The organism is Actinomadura madurae, assembly GCF_047130825.1.
GTDB lineage: Bacteria > Actinomycetota > Actinomycetes > Streptosporangiales > Streptosporangiaceae > Spirillospora > Spirillospora madurae.
On sequence record NZ_CP083237.1, the window covers coordinates 8,136,548 to 8,154,019 of the forward strand.

Annotated in this window: 14 protein-coding genes; 10 read left to right on the forward strand and 4 right to left on the reverse strand. The window is 68.3% G+C overall.

The window, feature by feature from the left end; genetic code table 11:
* Nucleotides 1-282: 282 nt before the first annotated feature.
* Nucleotides 283-1,164: a DUF5829 family protein gene (locus tag K8Z49_RS37740; protein WP_412516404.1), complete on the forward strand. Its 882-nt coding sequence runs from the start codon at nucleotides 283-285 to the stop codon at nucleotides 1,162-1,164.
* Nucleotides 1,165-1,398: 234 nt separating this feature from the next.
* On the opposite strand, the gene K8Z49_RS37745 is transcribed toward K8Z49_RS37740, so the two are convergent.
* Nucleotides 1,399-2,292, reverse strand: coding sequence for an aldo/keto reductase (locus K8Z49_RS37745; protein ID WP_412516405.1), 894 nt, complete (start codon nucleotides 2,290-2,292; stop codon nucleotides 1,399-1,401).
* A 105-nt stretch (nucleotides 2,293-2,397) separates the two neighbouring features.
* Between K8Z49_RS37745 and K8Z49_RS37750 the strand changes: the two genes are divergently transcribed.
* From K8Z49_RS37750 to K8Z49_RS37790, 9 genes are all read left to right on the forward strand, one after another.
* On the forward strand, nucleotides 2,398-2,943 hold the full coding sequence (locus tag K8Z49_RS37750) for a TetR/AcrR family transcriptional regulator (protein ID WP_021592950.1): 546 nt from the start codon (nucleotides 2,398-2,400) through the stop codon (nucleotides 2,941-2,943).
* Between the two features lie 313 nt (nucleotides 2,944-3,256).
* On the forward strand, nucleotides 3,257-4,606 hold the full coding sequence (locus K8Z49_RS37755; RefSeq protein WP_412516406.1) for an aromatic ring-hydroxylating oxygenase subunit alpha: 1,350 nt from the start codon (nucleotides 3,257-3,259) through the stop codon (nucleotides 4,604-4,606).
* A 52-nt stretch (nucleotides 4,607-4,658) separates the two neighbouring features.
* Nucleotides 4,659-5,204, forward strand: a complete 546-nt coding sequence (locus K8Z49_RS37760; protein WP_024935188.1) for an aromatic-ring-hydroxylating dioxygenase subunit beta — start codon at nucleotides 4,659-4,661, stop codon at nucleotides 5,202-5,204.
* A gap of 176 nt (nucleotides 5,205-5,380) precedes the next feature.
* The gene (locus tag K8Z49_RS37765) at nucleotides 5,381-6,661 is read left to right on the forward strand and encodes an ABC transporter substrate-binding protein (RefSeq protein ID WP_412516407.1); all 1,281 of its coding nucleotides are present in this window, start codon (nucleotides 5,381-5,383) and stop codon (nucleotides 6,659-6,661) included.
* A 127-nt stretch (nucleotides 6,662-6,788) separates the two neighbouring features.
* Nucleotides 6,789-10,310, forward strand: coding sequence for an ATP-binding cassette domain-containing protein (locus K8Z49_RS37770; RefSeq protein WP_412516408.1), 3,522 nt, complete (start codon nucleotides 6,789-6,791; stop codon nucleotides 10,308-10,310).
* A 36-nt stretch (nucleotides 10,311-10,346) separates the two neighbouring features.
* Nucleotides 10,347-10,655, forward strand: a complete 309-nt coding sequence (locus K8Z49_RS37775) for a bifunctional 3-phenylpropionate/cinnamic acid dioxygenase ferredoxin subunit (RefSeq protein ID WP_075024620.1) — start codon at nucleotides 10,347-10,349, stop codon at nucleotides 10,653-10,655.
* An 82-nt stretch (nucleotides 10,656-10,737) separates the two neighbouring features.
* A complete protein-coding gene (locus K8Z49_RS37780; RefSeq protein ID WP_412516409.1) occupies nucleotides 10,738-11,970 on the forward strand; it encodes an NAD(P)/FAD-dependent oxidoreductase in 1,233 nt (410 codons plus the stop codon).
* A 118-nt stretch (nucleotides 11,971-12,088) separates the two neighbouring features.
* Nucleotides 12,089-13,063, forward strand: coding sequence for an alpha/beta fold hydrolase (locus K8Z49_RS37785; protein ID WP_412516410.1), 975 nt, complete (start codon nucleotides 12,089-12,091; stop codon nucleotides 13,061-13,063).
* Between the two features lie 55 nt (nucleotides 13,064-13,118).
* Complete coding sequence (locus K8Z49_RS37790) at nucleotides 13,119-14,009, forward strand: VOC family protein (protein ID WP_111832075.1); 891 nt, start codon at nucleotides 13,119-13,121, stop codon at nucleotides 14,007-14,009.
* A gap of 263 nt (nucleotides 14,010-14,272) precedes the next feature.
* Here the strand turns inward: K8Z49_RS37790 and K8Z49_RS37795 are convergent, their stop codons facing one another.
* The 3 genes from K8Z49_RS37795 to K8Z49_RS37805 all read right to left on the reverse strand — a co-directional run bounded on the left by K8Z49_RS37795 (nucleotide 14,273) and on the right by K8Z49_RS37805 (nucleotide 16,966).
* Nucleotides 14,273-14,860: a TetR/AcrR family transcriptional regulator gene (locus K8Z49_RS37795; protein WP_021592941.1), complete on the reverse strand. Its 588-nt coding sequence runs from the start codon at nucleotides 14,858-14,860 to the stop codon at nucleotides 14,273-14,275.
* 275 nt (nucleotides 14,861-15,135) lie between these two features.
* Entirely contained in the window at nucleotides 15,136-16,119 is a 984-nt protein-coding gene (locus tag K8Z49_RS37800) for an aldo/keto reductase (protein WP_111832073.1), read from the reverse strand.
* Nucleotides 16,028-16,966, reverse strand: a complete 939-nt coding sequence (locus K8Z49_RS37805) for an IclR family transcriptional regulator (protein WP_111832072.1) — start codon at nucleotides 16,964-16,966, stop codon at nucleotides 16,028-16,030. Before K8Z49_RS37805 ends, K8Z49_RS37800 begins: the two co-directional genes overlap by 92 nt.
* Between the last annotated feature and the right edge of the window lie 506 nt (nucleotides 16,967-17,472).

Consider the following 17,472-nt stretch of genomic DNA (forward strand, 5'->3'; position numbering starts at 1 on the left):
TCCGACCTCCCCGCCCTTTCACCGAGCCCAAACAAGCCAGACAAAAAGGAAAAATCATCCAAAATCGGCAGAGCAGGCCCCCGAAAACCGGCACCGCGTCGGCGCCACACAAAAGACACAAAACGGCCGGACCCGTGACCTGCATGATCTTGAAATGTGGACGGCCGCAGTCAGCCCGCGGCGCGGAAAGCCCCCGTTCGTGATCTTGGTCGTCTTATGATCATTTTCATGTCGATGCGCCGAGCAGTACGGACGATCACGACGCTCACCGCCGCTCTCGCCGTGGCCTTAAGCGGGACGGCTGGCGGTGGAGCCGGGACGGCCAGGGCCGACGCGGCCCGGCCGCAGCTGCTGTTCTACAACCACTCCTACGCGGTGCTCGACAGGGCGACCGCGGACGCCGTGGAGCACTCCACCTACCTGCGGGCGTTCTCCGACTTCGAAGTCCGCACGACCACGGGTGGCGGCCTGACCTGGAAGGGCCGCTACCTGAAGGGACGGGAGACCTACATCGAGTTCTTCAGCGAGGGCGACCTGCCCGGCCAGGACGCCCTCTTCGGCTCGTCCGGGCTGGCCTTGTCCGTCGAGAACCAGGGCGAGCTGGCGACGGTGACCGACCGGCTCAAGGCACAGGGGATCAGCGACCCCGCCGAGTACGACCAGACCCGTGACTTCGGCGACGGCGTGCCGGTGCCGTGGTTCGACACCATCCGCACCACCGGGCAGCAGTACGACGCCTTCGACCCCTGGGCGATGGAGTACCGGCCGGAGTACTTCGCCGACCCGCGCAGCCAGACCGAGCCCGCGAGCCACGAGGGAGACGTCGGCCGGGAGCGCTACCTGCCCGACGGCTACCGTGACCACCAGATGCGCGACATCACCGCGATCGAGCTCGCCGTCCCCGAGCGCGACCTGACCAACACGGTGCCGCTGCTGAAGGCCGGCGGCTTCACGCTCCGCAAGCTCCCGGACGGCGTCGTCGCGGTGAGCGGCGGGACGAGGATCGAACTCCACGGCGTCCCGCGCGAGCGGGCAGGTATGCGGCGGGTCGAGATGTCCCTCAACCGGCCCATGACCACCCGCCACACGGAGCGGATCGGCAACTCCACCCTCGTCGCCGGCCCCGGCGCCCACGCCGTATGGACCTTCGACAGCCCGAGGTAAGCCCCCGGCCCGGGTCGGCCCACCCACGGGCCGACCCGGGCCGGAATCAGTCGCGGGCCGGAATGATCGTCCCGGACAGGGCGGGCCATGCGTTGACCCCGGCCCGCTCCCCGGGCACCCCAGGAACGCGAATGGATGTGGGACATAGAAGACGGCAAACGGCACTGGACCCCGCCCAAGTCGCCATAGCCACAACCCTGCTGAAACGACCACCGCCGCAGATCTGACCGCCTGTCACCGAGACCCCGCGAGCAAAGCCAACGCTCCCTCATCGAGCGCCACATCACCGGCGGCGATGTTCTCCTCCAGGTGCTCGATGCTGCGGGTCCCTGGAATCAGCAACGCGTGCGGGCCGGTCGCGAGCAGCCAGGCCAGCCCGACCTGAGCCGCGCTCACGCCCAGCAGTGACGCCACCTCCCGCACGGCCGGCAGGTCGGCGACCTTGGGCAGGTCCGGCACTCCCGATCCGAGCGGGAAGTACGGCACCCACGCGATGTCGAACTCGCGGCAGACCTCGAGGACGGGCTCGGACGAACGGTCGACGAGGCTGTAACCGTTCTGCACGCAGGCGACGTCGGCCGGAAGCGCATGACGCAACCGGCCGGCGTCGACGTGGCTCAGGCCGAACCCCCCGATCAGCCCGGCGTCCCGTAGGGCGACCAGTTCGGCGAGCTGATCGTCGAAGTCGACCCGTTGTTCCTCGGGGATGCCCGGGTTCCGGCCCATCGGGTAGAAGTTGACCACGTCGAGGCGCTCCAGACCCAGCGTGCGAAGGTTCGTCTCCACCTCGGCGCGCATCTCGGCGGGCGTCTGCGCGGGCCGCAGCCCCCATTCGGCGTTCACGTCGCTCGTGGCGCCGATCTTGCTGACCAGCACCAGGTCATCGGGGTACGGGTGCAGGGCGGCGCGGATGCGCATGTTGACGAGGCCCGCGGCGTAGAACTCGGCGGTGTCGATGTGGTTCACGCCGAGCTCGACGGCCCGGCGCAGCACGGCGAAAGCAGATCTGTCGTCCCCGTGTTCGAGCTGCATCGCGCCGTACCCGATACGGGCGACAGGGCGCCCGTACAGGGACCCGATCCCACCCGGCCGCGGACGGCGGGACTGCGTGGCATCACCGACGGTCATGTCATGACTCCGATCGCTGGTAACCTCCAAACCGGAGGACCCTCCGAAACGTAGCACAATCGGAGGTGCCTCCGATTGTGGCGTCGGCGAACGAGAGGTGATGGCATGCGGGCGGACGCCCGGCGCAACCGCGACCGTCTCCTGGCGGTGGCTCGCGCCGCCTTCACGAGCGGCAAGCCGCTCGTCCTTGAGGACGTCGCTCGTGAAGCGGGTGTGGGCATCGGCACGCTCTACCGGCACTTCCCGAGCCGAGAGGCACTGATCGGCGAGCTCTTCAGCGCCGAACGCGCCGCCCTCTGCGCCCGCGCCGAGTCACTGCTCGCCGACCACGAGCCCGTCACGGCCCTGCGGCTGTGGATGGACGCCTACGCCGACTTCGTCGCGACCAAACGCGGCATGGCCGAAACACTCAAAGCGATCATCACCATGGACGCGGGCGCCGACGCCGAGGCACGCGAGAACCTCGACACCGCCGTCCGAACCCTGCTCTCCGCCGGCGCCCGGCAAGGCCGCCTCCGACCGGACACGCAACCCGAGGACCTGCTAACGGCCCTGGTAGGCATCCTCCTCGCCACCGATGACAGCGCCCAGACAGCACGCCTGTTCGACCTGCTCATAGCCGGCCTGCGCCCCGAAACGGCAACCCCTTAAGAAGTGCGCAGGCCCGGACGCCAACGCCACTCGTGCCGAGGTACCGGCCGGCGATCTCCAGCTGAGGTCGGCCCGTTCACCTGCAGTGCGCCCAAGCGATGCTCGGTCGCGGGTCGGTGACGTAGGCCTTGCGTGGCGCGAGCCGCAGCGCTGTGGTGACCTGCGGCCAAAGTGACGTGCTCGTCCGACAGATGAATGTCGGACCGAGCGTTCCGTGGTGTGGAACACCGGTCTGGGAACGGGCTCGCGCCGGTGCGACCGTGACCGGACCCACGACAGAGCGTGGTCGAACCACACGACGCGAGGTGGACGCATGAATGCCCTGAGCGCGACGCGACTTGACGAGCTGGTCTCGCTCGAACGGGGGGAGGTGGACCGGCGCATCTTCTCGGACGAGGACATCTTCGAGCAGGAGATGAAGCTCATCTTCGGCAGGGCCTGGCAGTTCCTCTGCCACGAGAGCCAGATCCCGAAGGCGGGCGACTTCTTCGAGACGCCGATGGGCCGGGACAACGTGCTGACGGTCCGTCAGAAGGACGGCTCGATCAAGGCGATGCTGAACACGTGCAGTCACCGTGGCAACGCGGTGTGCCGCGCGGAAGAAGGCAACATCAAGGCCTTTATGTGCACCTATCACGGATGGTCCTTCGACCTGGGCGGGAAACTGATCGGCGTTCCCAACATCGACAGGTTCTACAAGGGCGGCCTCGACAAGTCGAAGCATGGATTGATCCAGGTCGCGCAACTCGCGAACTACCACGGGTTCATCTTCGGCACGATGGATCCTGCGGCGCCTTCGCTGGAGGACTACCTCGGGCCGACCGGCCGGATCGCGATCGACCTCATCGCGGCGCGCGATGTCGAGATCATTCCCGGTATCCAGAAGTTCACCATCGACTGCAACTGGAAGTTCGCCGTCGACAACGTGTTCGACTGGTACCACGCGCAGGTCACGCACATGTCCGCTCTCGCATCGGGGCTGTTCGCGCCTACCGATGGCGACGTCGAGGTCGGCGGTGCGAGGAACACGCTCGGCGAATCCCTGGACATCCCGAGCGGGCTCATGGGCGACGGGATCCACGACCTCGTGCTCCTCGCCGAGTTCGGCCACGCCGCGGGCGGCCCGTCGGTCGACGGGCTGGGCGGCATGCCGATAGACACCTCGTGGCGGCAGAGGCCGAAGGCCCGCGAGTGGCTCGGCCCGATCGGAAGCCAGGTCTGCGGCTATCCGAACGTCTTCCCGAACAGCTGGCTCGCGACGGCGGGCGGGCAGCTGTCGCTTCGGGTGCCGGTGAGCCCGAACAAGACGGAGATCTGGTGGTTCAGCTTCGTCGAGAAGAACGCCACGCCCGAGCAGCGGAAGATGACCGTCAGGATGGCGAGCCACATCTTCGGGCCCGCCGGAATCCTTGAGCAGGACGACGGTGAGAACTGGGCCCAGTCGACCGTCCAGACGCACGGTCATCGCAGCCGGCGGATTCCGCAACTGCTCAAGATGGGGCTGGGCCGGGGAAAGGTCATCAACGAGCACGGCCTCCACCGCATCGAAGGATCCACGAGCGAGAGCGCCCAGCTGTGGACCTATCACGCCTGGGCGCAGTGGATGAAGGACCTGGACTGGGATTCGCTCCGCCAGGCGACCGTGCCACCGGACGTGCTGTGAATCGACGTCCTGAATCCCGAACACGTCGTCTTTCTGAAAGGAGTTCGTGGCGATGACGGTCGATCTGGAGGCGGTCGCCTCTCCTGAGCTGGTGGCGTCCATGGTGCTCCAGTACCAGGTGGAGAAGTTCTACAACGACGAAGCCGCGTTGTTGGACGCGCATAAGCACGAACAGTGGGTGGAGCTGTTCTCCGAGGACACCCACTACTTCATGCCGATCAGGCGCACGCGCCTGCGCCGCGAACTGGCGAAGGAGTTCACCAAGCCCGGCGAGATGGCGTACTTCGACGATGACAAGGAACTACTCCAGGCCAGGTGGAAGAAGCTCGCCAGCGGAGCCTCCTGGGCGGAGGACCCGCCGTCGAGGACGCGGCACCTGATCACGAACGTTCGGGTCACCGAGGACCGCGGTGCCGAGCTGAGCGTGGAGTCCAACTTTCACGTCTACAGAACGCGCCTGAAGACGGATGTCGACTCGTGGGTGGGTTCACGGCAGGACGTACTGAGGCGCAACGGTGATTCCTTTCTGATCGCCAGAAGACTGATCCTGCTGGATCAGTCGGTGGTGCTCTCGCGCAACCTCACCACCATGTTCTGAGACCGCACCTTCCTCGGAACGAGGACAGCGTGCGATCACGCGTGCACTCGCCGGCCGAGTGGCGACAACGCATTGCCGGCGGCTCCCAATGAACGCCTCCCGATGAACAGGACCAGGGACGATCCCGGATCGCCCCTGCCCGATACATGAAGAACAACGTAGAGGAGCGGGCGACAATGGAAGTCGCGAATTCCCGGAGACGGGTGTACCGGATATGCGTTCCCGTCCTGCTGCTGGCTCTGGCGGCGGTGGCGTGCGGCGGCGCGCCGGACAGTTCCGAGACGGGCGGCGTGGGCGTCAACCCGTCCTGCACCGGCGAGCCGGTGAGGTTCGGAGTCATCTCCGTCCTGACCGGTGACGCGGTCATCCCGGCCGATCCCTCCTACGCCAACGGCGCCAAGGCCGCCGCCACGGCGTTGAACCGGTCGTGCGAACTCGGCCGGCCCGTCGAGGTGGTCAGCTGCGACAGCAAGAACGACCCGAACCTGGAGGCCGCCTGCGGCCGGAAGCTCGTGGACAAGAAGGTCGTGGCGTTCATGGGCCAGGACGTCGGGGGAGGGACGTGGTTCCCGATCACGTCGGCCGCCGGCATTCCCGAGATCGGCGGCACGGGCCTGTCCAGCGTCGAGACCACGAGCCCGCTGTGGTTCCCGCTCGCGGGCAACGTCAACGCGGCTCTCGCCTACGCGACGGTCGCGGCGTCCGAACTCGACAACGTCAGAGCCGCGGTGCTCCCTCTGGACTCCCCGGGCGTGAGCTTCTACATCGATTTCTTCAAGCGTCAGACGGAGGCCCTCAACGGCACTTTCGCGGGTTCGTTCCCGGTGCCGGCGACCACGGTCGACATGACGCAGTACGCGGCGCAGGTGAAGAGCGCGGGCGCGAACGCGGTCTATCCGGTTCTGGGGGGTGACCAGTTCCTCGGCCTGGTCAAGCAATTGGCGGCCCAGGGCAGCCCGCTGACCGAGACCGTGGTCATCCAGCTAGGCTCCGGGGTCACCTGCGAATTCCTCGATCAGGTGGGCCCGGCCGGTGAGGGGCTCTGGGTGCTCAACTCCGCGTGGCCGGTGGCGTGGGACACCGGTTCTCCGGGCGCGAAGCAGTACATCGGTGAACTCAAATCGGCCGGACTGCCGTCCGGTGCATGCGATGTGAGTGAGTTCGGTGTCCAGGCATGGTCCGCGGTGCACATCATGGCCGGCCTTCTCAAGGGCTCCCCGACAATGGACGCCAAGACCCTCGTGCGGAAGTTGAACACGGCCGGGCCGATCAAGCGTTCCGAACTGGCGGGCACGGTCGACTGGAGCAGGAACGCCTTCCCGAACGACGCGTCGCTCTCCCGCCTTCGGATCTTCTCCAACCAGTTCCTCGTGTCCCGCATCATCGGCGGCAAGCCGCGCCTGGTGACTCCGTCGCCGGCAACGGTCGGGAAGCCGTTCACCCCGAAAACCGGCTGATCCCTCCACTCGCGCCGGACGGTGCCGCCCACCGAGGCGGCGGCACCGTCCCGCCGGCCCACCCCGAAGACGATGACGATGCGACCGGCCACGCCTCTGTCGCATTCCGACGTAGTGGAGAAGAACCATGTTGGCAACCGATCTCCTCAGCCAGCAGACAATGGCGTTCGCGCTGCTCGGCATGGCCACCGGCTCGCTCTACGCGCTCGTGGCGCTGGGCATAGTGCTGGACTACCGGTCATCCGGCGTACTGAACTTCTCGGCGGGCGCGGCCGGCGGTATCGCCGCATTCTGCTTCTACGGCATGCGGGACGACCTCGGCTGGGCGACCGTGCCCGCACTGGCCGTGGCGCTGCTCCTTGCCGCCTCGCTCGGCGCGCTCACCCAGCTCGTGGTCCTGGGGTTCCTGCGGGAGGCGTCGCTGATCGGGAAACTGATCGCGACACTGGGGGTGATGGCGGCCGCGCAAGGCGCCGTGGCCATCGCCTTCGGCAACGAATCCAAGGGGCTGCCGCGGCCGATCCTGCCCAACGACCCCGTGCGGATCACCGACCGCATCCTGATCCCGCAGGACCGTCTGCTCATCATCGGCATCGCGATCGCGCTCGCCGTCGCCCTGCGCATCGCCTACTCGACGACCCTGTTCGGGCTCGCCACCTCGGCGGTGGCCGAGAACCGGCACGTCACGAGCGCCTACGGGTGGTCGCCGAACAGGATCGAGCTCATCAACTTCACGATCGCGGGCCTGCTGTCCGGCTTCGCGGCCATCCTCCTCGCGCCGATCATCGGCCTCGCCGGGAGCACCCTGGCCCTCACCGTCCTGCCGGCACTCGCCGCCGCTCTGGTGGGCCGGCTGTCCTCCTTCGCGCTGACCGTCGCGGGTGCCCTGGCGATCGGGGTCGTCACGAGCGTGATGGGGTTCCTCCTGCCGGACATCGCGCAGGCGCTCGGCGTCGGCGTCCCCTCGATCACCGGGCTGCCGGACACCGTCCCGCTCCTGGTCGTCATCCTGATCACCGTGTTCGGCGGCCGGGCCCGCCTCCAGCGCGGTGAGACGTCCGCGCGGATGCCGCTGCCGGGCACCGGCCGGCTCCGGCCGGGCCTCATCATCGGCGCCGGCGCCGTCTTCGCGGTCATCACGTTCCAGGTCTCCGGGACGTGGGTCGACGCGTTCACCATCAGCATCGCCGGCGGGCTCCTCGTCCTTTCCGTCGTGGTCGTCACCGGTTACGCGGGCCAGCTGTCGCTGGCGCAGTTCGCCCTCGCCGGCTTCGGCTGCTGGGTGGCCGCCCGTCTCGTCGCGACCCAGGGCTTGGCGTTCGGCGCCGCACTCGTGGCCGGCGTGGCGGCCACGGCGGCGGCCGGACTCCTGGTGGCCCTGCTGGCCCTCCGGGCGCGGGGGGTGAGCCTCACCGTGGCGACCCTCGGCCTCGCGCTCATGATCAACGCGCTGGTCTTCAGCAACGGCGCGCTGACGGGCGGATACGTCGGCACGCTCGTCACGACGCCGAGCCTGTTCGGACTCTCGCTCGACCCGATCGGCCATCCTGCGCGCTACGCCGTCTTCGGCCTGGCCATGTTCGTCGCGGTCGGGCTCATGGTGGCCAACCTGCGCCGCGGCCGGACCGGCCGGCGCCTGCTCGCGGTCCGCGGGAACGAGCGCGCGGCGGCGTCGCTCGGGATCGGCGTCCACACCGCCAAGCTGTTCGCCTTCGCGCTGGCGGCGGCGATCGCGGCGGTGGCCGGCGTGGTCCTCGGGTTCCGGCAGCCGCAGATCCAGTTCAACCAGTTCGACATCGCCGGGTCGATCAACGCCGTGCTCAACGCCGTGCTCGGGGGAGTGGGATTCGCCTCCGGCAGCGTCATCGGCGGTGCCCAGACCGAGGGCGGCATCACGACACACGTCCTCGACCAGCTGTTCCCCGGCAACACCGAGACGGTCTTCTGGATCCAGATCGTCTCGGGTCTCGGCGTGATCCTGCTGATGCGCCAGTGCCCCGACGGCCTCGCCGCGCTGTACGCCAACCTGGTCGGACGCCGGCTGCCGGACTTCAGGTGGCGCCGGACCGGTTCCCCGGCCGCGCCCGTCCCGGGGCGGCCGCACCAGCCGAGGGCACTGGAGGTCCGCAACGTCTCCAAGCGGTTCGGCGGCGTCGTGGCCCTCGACGACGTGAGCTTCAGCGTCCGTCCGGGAGAGGTGCTCGGGCTGATCGGCCCGAACGGCGCGGGCAAGACGACCATGGTGGACGTCATCACCGGCTTCTCCACGCGCACGGCCGGGTCCGTGCTGCTGGGCGACCAGGTGATCGACGCCTGGTCGCCGGAGAAACGGGCCCGGCGCGGCATCGCGCGGTCATGGCAGAGCGTCGAGCTGTTCGAGGAGATGACCGTCCGCGAGAACCTGCTCGTGGCCGCCGAGCGGCACCCCCCGGCGCGCTACCTCGTGGACCTGGTCTGGCCGGGACGCCCCCGGCCCACCACGGCGATGCAGGACGTGGTGGACGAGTTCGGGCTCGCCGAGTTCCTCGACATGCGGCCGTCGACGCTGTCCCAGGGCACGGCGCGGCTGTGCGGGATCGCGCGGGCGATGGTCAGCCGCCCTTCGGTGCTGCTGCTCGACGAGCCCGCGGCCGGACTCGACGCCCACGAGACCGCCGAACTGGTCGCACTGATCGAGCGCATCGCGCGGAAGTGGCGCGTCGCGGTGCTGATCGTCGAGCACGACGTCGAGATGATCCTGGGCCTGTGCGACAGGGTCACGGTGCTCGACTTCGGCAGGCAGCTCGCCGACGACGTCCCGGACGCGATCCGCAGTCATCCGGAAGTGATCAACGCGTACCTGGGCGATGCGCTCGAAGAGCGGGAACCGTCCGCGGCGACCGCGTCCGACCTGGATGACCGCGCCGTCGTTCTCGAAGCGGAGAAGCTCCGGGCGGGCTACGGCGACCTCACCGTCGTCCGGGATCTCGACCTACGCGTGCGCGGCGGCGAGGTGGTCGCCCTCCTCGGCCCGAACGGCGCGGGCAAGACGACCACCGTCCGCACGCTCGCCGGCGATCTGCGCAAGCACGGCGGCACCGTGCGGATCGACGGCTGCGAGGTGGTCTCGGCCCTCCACGCGCGGGTCAAGGACGGTCTCGGCCTGGTGTCCGAAGAGCGCACGGTGCTGATGCGGATGACCGTCGCGGAGAACTTGCGGCTCAGCCGCGGTGACCGGCGCCTCGCGCTGGAACTGTTCCCCGAGCTGGAGCCGCACCTGCACCGCCGCGTGGGGATGCTGTCCGGCGGCCAGCAGCAGATGCTCTCGCTCGCTCGCGCGCTGTCGCGGAGGCCGCGGCTGCTGATCGCCGACGAGCTGTCCTTCGGGCTCAGCCCCATGGCATCGGCACGGCTGCTCCAGGCCATCCGCGCGGCGGCCGAGACCGGCATCGGCGTGCTGCTGGTGGAGCAGCACGTCCAGCGCGCGCTGGAGGTCGCCGACCACGCCTACGTGCTGCGGCAGGGGCGGGTCGAGATGAGCGGAGCCGCACACGACCTGCGCGAGACGGCGCTGAAAGACATCCAAGGCCTCTACCTGGCGGGCGCCGCGGCGACCGACGCACCGGAAGCGGACCGGCCGCGAGGGCCGTCGCTTCCCGCCGGTAACTGATCTCCCTCCTCCGACTCCAAGGATGTGTGCATAGCCATGACCTGGATCCGCGCCTGTGAGATCGACGCCGTCGACGACGGCGAGGCGACCGTCCTGCAGCGCTCCCCGGAGCCGCCGGTGGCGGTGTTCAACGTCGGCGGCGAGTTCTTCGCCACCGACGACACCTGCACCCACGACAACTATTCGCTCGCCGACGGCTACATCGACGACGAGGTCGTGGAGTGCCCTCTGCACATGGCGAAGTTCTGCATCCGGACGGGGAAGGTGCTGTCGCCGCCCGCCACCAGGGGCCTGACTTCCTATCCCGTGAAGGTCGAGGACGGAGCGGTCTACGTCGACGTGTGATCGCGCCGGGGACGCGCTGCGCCCTCGCTGTGCCCCGCTGCCCGCTGTGCCCCGCTTGAACGGATTTGAGGGAACGACAGGTATGCCCAAACACCCCACCTACGTCATCGTCGGCGCCGGTCTGGCCGGCATGAGGGCCGCGGAGACACTTCGCCAGGAGGGTTTCGACGGCCGTCTCGTGCTGATCGGTGACGAGCCCCACCTGCCCTACGATCGCCCGCCGCTGTCGAAAGGCGTGCTCGACGGCTCGCGGGAAGCCGAGTCGACGAGACTGCGGGATGAGAGCTTCTACGTCGACAACGCCATCGAGGTTGTGTCCGGCCGGCCGGTCACCGCACTGCGTCCCCGGCTGGCCGCGGTGGAGCTGGGCGACGGCGCCGTCCTGCCCGCTGACAAGGTGCTCCTGGCCACCGGTGCTGGACCGCGTCCGCTGACCGTTCCCGGGGCGGACCTCCCCGGCGTCGCGTACCTGCGCACACTCGACGACGCACTGGCTCTGGCGGGGGAGCTGCGCGCCGGAGCCGCGGTCGTCGTCATCGGTGCCGGATTCGTGGGGGCCGAGGTCGCCGCTTCGGCTCGGAGCCTCGGCTGTGACGTGACGATGCTGGAGACGGCGCCCGTGCCCCTGGGGCGGGTGCTCGGGCCGGACATCGCACGGCGCTTCACCGCGCTCCACCTCGCCCACGGCGTGAACCTGCGTTGCGCGGTCGGCGTCGAGGCGATCGAGGGCGCGCAGCACGTCCAAGCCGTCACCACCACGGACGGTGTCAGCCATCCCGCCGACGTGGTCGTGGTCGGCATCGGCGCCCTTCCCAACAGCGATCTGGCGGAGCAGGCGGGCATCACGGTCGACGACGGGGTCATCGTCGACGAGCTGTGCCGCACCGGCAACCCCCACGTGTTCGCCGCCGGTGATGTCGCCCGCTTCTGGTCGCCCGCCGCCGATCGGCGGGTCCGGAGGGAGAACTGGCAGAACGCCATCGACCAGGGGGCGGCCGCCGCGATGTCGATGCTGGGCAAAGGGTCGGCGTACCGCGAATCGCCCTGGTTCTGGTCCGACCAGTACGACCTGAAACTGCACATGGCCGGCGCACCGGAACCGACGGACCACGTGGTGTGGCGAGGCGACCCGTCGGGCGCGGATTTCTGCGCCTTCTATGTCCGGGACGGCGTCCTCACCGGCGCGGTGGGAGTCAACCGGCCCAAGGACGTCCGCGCGGCACTGACCGCCATCGCGGCCCGCTTGGCCGTCCCGCCGGAGATTCTCGCCGACCCCGCCATCGACCTGCGCAAGGCGACCCGTCAATTGGTGTGAGAAATCGTCCGCAGCCGTTCAGAGATGCGGAACAAGCGTCCTGACGCAGCGAATGCCCGCGACCATACTCAGGCTGCCGGCAGATGGTCTGCCGCAGAAAGTGCAAAGGAGTTCTGCAATGGCTTTCACCGACGAGGGGATCATGAAGGTCGACGGCCTTTTGAGCCGATGGGTCAGGCTGCCCGGCGGCGTCAAGGCCCACTACATGACTTCGGGCGAGGACGGGCCGCCGGTGGTGCTGCTGCACGGGGGCATCATCGGTTCTTCCGGTACGGCCGGGTGGCGATTCATGGCGCCATTCCTCGGAGCGCACGGCTTCCGCGTGTACTGCCCGGACCAGCCCGCGTTCGGCCTGACCGAGGACCCGCAGGGGTACTACGAGCCGGGGCGTGCCGGGCACGTGGACTTCCTGCACGACTTCACCACGGCGCTCGGCCTCGACCGCTTCCACCTGGCGGGCAATTCGATGGGCTGCCTGAACACCGTGAACTATGTGGTGGCCCACCCCCAGCGGGTCATCAGCTACGCGCTGATCGGCGGCCGCATCGGCGATCTGGTCGGCGACGACGAAGAGCAGGAGCTCCGCGAGAGGCTCGACCACGTGATCCCCGACATCAGGGTCTTCGACGGCACGAAGGACTCGATGCGGACCATGCTGGAAAAGATCATCTACCGGGCCGAGTCGATCAGCGACGAGCTGCTGGAGATGCGCACGCGGGCCGCCAACAACAAGCGCGAGGAGTACGCCCGGCACACCGTGAAGACGTTCCAGCCGCTGACCGGTGTCGACGTCGCGCGCTTCCCCACCAAGGGCCGCCTCGACAAGCTGCCGATCCCGGCGATCTACCTTTACGGGCGGCAGGACGTGATCTTCCCTGTCGAACTCGGCTACCTGCAGGAGGAACGGCTCCCGAACGTCCAGTTCTTCTTCCCCGACGAGTGCGGACACCAGGGGCAGACGGACCAGCCGGACATGTTCAACCAGGTCTTCCTGGAGTTCTTCCGCGACGGAAAGGTCAGCCGGAAGACGGCGGACTGGGCGGGGGTGTCCAAGAACCGTCCCGAAATGCCCGAGTACGTCGCCGCGCGGTGACGAGCCCCGCTTCGGTCGCGAGTTCCCGCCCAGCCACCACAAAGGAGCCCGGACGATGGGTCACATCAAAAGCCTCGGATACATCGGCGTCGGCGCCGACGATCTCACCGCGTGGCGCGAGTTCGGCACCGGCGTGCTCGGCCTCCAGGTCGGTGAGGCCGGCGCGGACGACGACACGCTGTACTTCCGGATGGACGGCAGGTCCTACCGGATCGCCGTGCACAAGAGCACCCATGGCGCCCTGCACTACTTCGGATTCGAGATCAGCACCCGCGAGGAACTGGCCGACTTCGCCGAGCAACTTCACTCGAAAGGCGTCGAGGTGACCGAGGAAGGCGCCGAGCTCTGTGCCGCCCGGCGCGTGTCCGCCCTGCGGAGCGCGACGGATCCCATGGGCAACCGCCTGGAGTTCTTCGTCGGGCACGAGGAGGCCACCGCCCCCTTCGTCTCGCCCACGGGCGCCCAGTTCGTCATCGACGACATGGGCCTCGGCCACGCGTTCATCACGTGTGACGACATCGAGGTCTTCAAGGACTTCTACATCGGCAAGCTGGGCTTCCGCCTCAGCGACACCGTCAGCCTGACGCCGGGCGCGGAGACCCATTTCCTGCGCTGCAACACGCGGCACCACACGCTCGCCGGCGTCGCCATTCCCGGCAGGCTGCCCTCGCTGCATCACATCATGCTGCAGGTCGCCTCGATCGACACCGTGGGGCACGCCTACGACAACGGCGGCGGCATGGTCGACCTGACACTCGGCAAGCACACCAACGACCACATGATCAGCTGCTTCTTCAAGACGCCCTCGGACTTCGTGGTGGAGTACGGTTTCGACGGTCGCCAGGTCGACGACGACACCTGGGTCGTCGGCCACTACACCGCCGCGAGCTACTGGGGTCATCGACGCCCGGAAGCGATGACCGGAGCGAACGAGCCGACGTCTTAGGGCCGCTTGGAAGCGCACGCTAACAATGGCCCGACTCCGCGCACAGCCGCCTGAGTAGGCACCGATCCGCGCGTCCGGCGAGAGCAGCCGCCCGGCGCCCCGGAGCACGATCCACGAGTGCCCGGGGCGCCGCTCAGGGCGTGAGCCCGGCACCCTCTGCATCGAGGTCAGATCACCGACGGCCCTGCTCGAACGAGTGGAGCGCCGTCTTTCGTTCGTAAGACCGGTCAGGCGCCGGAAGAGGCGGAGGAGGGCGGTGCGTCCTACTCGTCGGTCAGGCAGGCTTCGATGATCTTCGTGAGCTTGCGCTCCAGCGCGTCGCGTTCGTGCTCGCTCAGGTCGTCCAGCGAGCGGCCGAAGATCGCCCCGATACCGAAGAGCCCGAGCCCCATTGTCAACGACGCCATCAACCGCAGGATCGTCTCGGAGTCGTCCCGGTCTCCGAGCTTCGCTCTCAGGGGGCCGGTGAACCGCTCCTCCAGTTCCGCCTGCAGCAGCGTTCCGCCGTCGAGGTCGACCGACCTCACCAGTGCGACGGCGGGGGTTCGGGCCTGGACGTCGTCCCAGAATTCGAGCAGCCGGCGTGCCCACTCGGGCGCGGTGTCCGGCATCTCCGGCTCATAGCCGAATTTCGCCGAGGCGACCACCTCGAAAAGGGCGCGCTTCGATCCGAAATACCTGTTGATCAGTGCCGCGGTGACATCCGCGTCTGCCGCGATCTCCTGCAGGGTCACATGGGCGTATCCGCGTGCGGCGAAATGCCGGGCGGCCGCCTTGACGATCTCGGCGCGAGTCAGCTCGGCATTGCGCCCGCGCGCGGGCCCCCCACGGGCGGTGCGATTCCGGTTCACCTCGTCGACCGGAACGGCTCGTGGGAGTGATCTCCTTTTCGGGGCTGATGCATCAGGCGGCCGTTGAGCCGCCCCCACCGTTTCAGCAGCCGCAGACGGACCGCAGCCACCCGCACCTCCGCTCGCCGTACGATCATCCGAGAATTAGATCATCATACCTTCATCCCGAGACCCGATTCAAAGGACGACCGGCCGGTCCGCAATGGTGGTCATGCGGCTGAGCGCCTCCAAGCGGGCGGAACACAGATCGCACGGCCGCCCCGCGGACCCGCAGGTCAGGACCATAGCGTCGGCTCTGGGGGGAGGAGCCGGTCGAGCTCGTCCATTTGCGCGTCGTCCAACCTGACACCGTCGACCGCCGGCACAAGTTGATTCAGTTCTTCCACCGTCTCCGGGCCGACGATGGCCGTGGCGATGCCCGGCCTGCCCAAGAGCCATGCCAGGGCGACGCCCGATGTCGTAAGACCCCACTTGTTCGCGAGTCCGGTGACAGCCATGGCCAGGTCGCGTTCGTGTGCGGTGAATCCCTGCCCTCCCCAGCGAGCGTCGCCCTGGTACGGACGGTCCGCTGTTCCCGCCGCGAACAGCCCGCCCGCAAGAGGACTGAACACGGCCGTTGGCAAGCCGAAATGCCGTGCGGCGGGAAGCACTTCTCGCTCGATCCAGCGCTTGGCGAGGCTGTAGCGGGTTTGATGGCAGATGGGCTTTCGGACTCCGATGTTCTCCGCGACGAGAAGTGCTTCGGTCAGCTGCCACCCGTCATAGGTGGACAATGCGTAGTGGCGGATCTTGCCTTGGCGAATGAGGTCATCGAATGTGCCGAGGAGTTCCGCGATGCCGGTGTCGGGATCGGGATGGTGGGCGTAGTAGATGTCCAGATGATCCGTCCGAAGGCGGCTCAGGGTCCGTTCGACCATCCGCATGATGTGCGTGCGGCCGAGACCGCGATCGTTGGGACCGCCTCCGATCGGTTCTCCGACCTTGCTCGCCAGCACGACCTCGTCCCGGCGCTTTCCGAGTGCGGCACCCACGATCTCCTCGGACGACATCCGCTCGCCGGCGCCGGGAAGTCCCGCCCGGTCGAACCGCGCCTGGTTGCCGTAGCTGTTCGCGGTGTCGATGTAGTTGATCCCGGCGTCGAGCGCGGCGCGGATCATGCGATCCGCCTCAGTCGCGTCGGGTGCCAGCCCGAAGGTCGCGGTGCCCAGGCCCAGCCGGGAGACGCGCAGCCCTGACGCGCCGAGGTTCGTGTATTCCATGGGGCTCCGTTCTCTGGGAGGGGCGGGGATCCGCGGGGCCCGCGACCTGATGGGACAACTCCCGGGTCGTCGCGAGGAGAAGGTGGCCGTACTTCGCTTCGAGCCTGCGGTTCGTGCAGGAACAGATGGAGACGGCCGCGATCGCCTGGCCCGACCACGGATCGAGGATCGGCGACGCGATGCAGTACACGCTGTTCTGCATCTCGCCGCGGTCCGATGCGATCCCGGTCGATCGGGCCTCGTCGAGTCGCCGTTCCAATTGGCCGGCACCGCGGACGGTGCTGCTGGTGAAGCGACGGAAGGGGCCCCGGAGGACGTGATCGATGACCGCGTCCTCAGCGAAGGCGAGCATGGCCTTGCCCAGAGCGGTCGCGTAGGCCGGTCGCCGCGCGCCGACGGCGGTCGAGCACAGGGCGCCGCTGTGGCCGAACAGCTTCTCCAGGTAGAGAACGTCACCCCCGGCCAGCGTCGCGAGGTGGATGGTCTCGCGACTGGCCACGAACAGGCTCGACAGGAACGGCATGGCACGGTGCCGGAGACCCGTCGAGCCGAGCAGGGTGAACCCGACCCGGTTGCCCAGCTCGAAGACCCGCTCGGTGAGCGCGTACCTTCCGTCGACCTTGCGGACGTATCCGCTCTCGACCATGACGGTCAGCAGGCGATGGGTGGTCGACTTCGGGGCGCCGATCGAGCGCGCCACCTCGGTCACCCCCAGGACGGCGCGGGGACCGCGGAAGGCGTCCAGGATCGCCAGCGCCTTCGCCGCCGAGCTCGCACCGTGCCCGGCGTCGTCGGCCGCACGCGGGCCGGGCGCGGCCGGGTCGCCGCTCGTCACTGTGATCGCCACGGTCGCTCACCCCGCCTCACCGGAGACTAAGTATATGGCTATTTACTTAGCTCACGGTAAGCGCGACGATGAGGCATGTCAAGAACGCGAGGGAAGCCAGTTGCCATCTTGATCAAGAGCGGACAGTTGCCCTCCTTCCTCAACCGAAGTCAAATGTTCGACAGCTACGCGCAACGCGGGGCGGAGGCGGAGGCGGCCCACTGGTGCACGCGGCGAGGTAGGGCGCCTTCGCGATGGTTCCCCCGCTGGGGGGCTGCTCGCCGCGCGGAGGAGGGGCCAACCTCGTCCGACAGTCGGGGCGAAGGTCCTCTGTCGGTCATTGACCCTGTAAGTAAATGACCATATACTTCCGACGGTCGCCGACCTCCGCGTGATGGTCGGCCCCGGCTTGAGGGGGCTCTCATGGCCCATGACGAAGACAGCAACCCATGGTCAGTGGCACGCACCGACTTCACCGACACCGACCGGCTCAGGACTCCGTACCGTCTCGCAGGTTCCCAACGCCG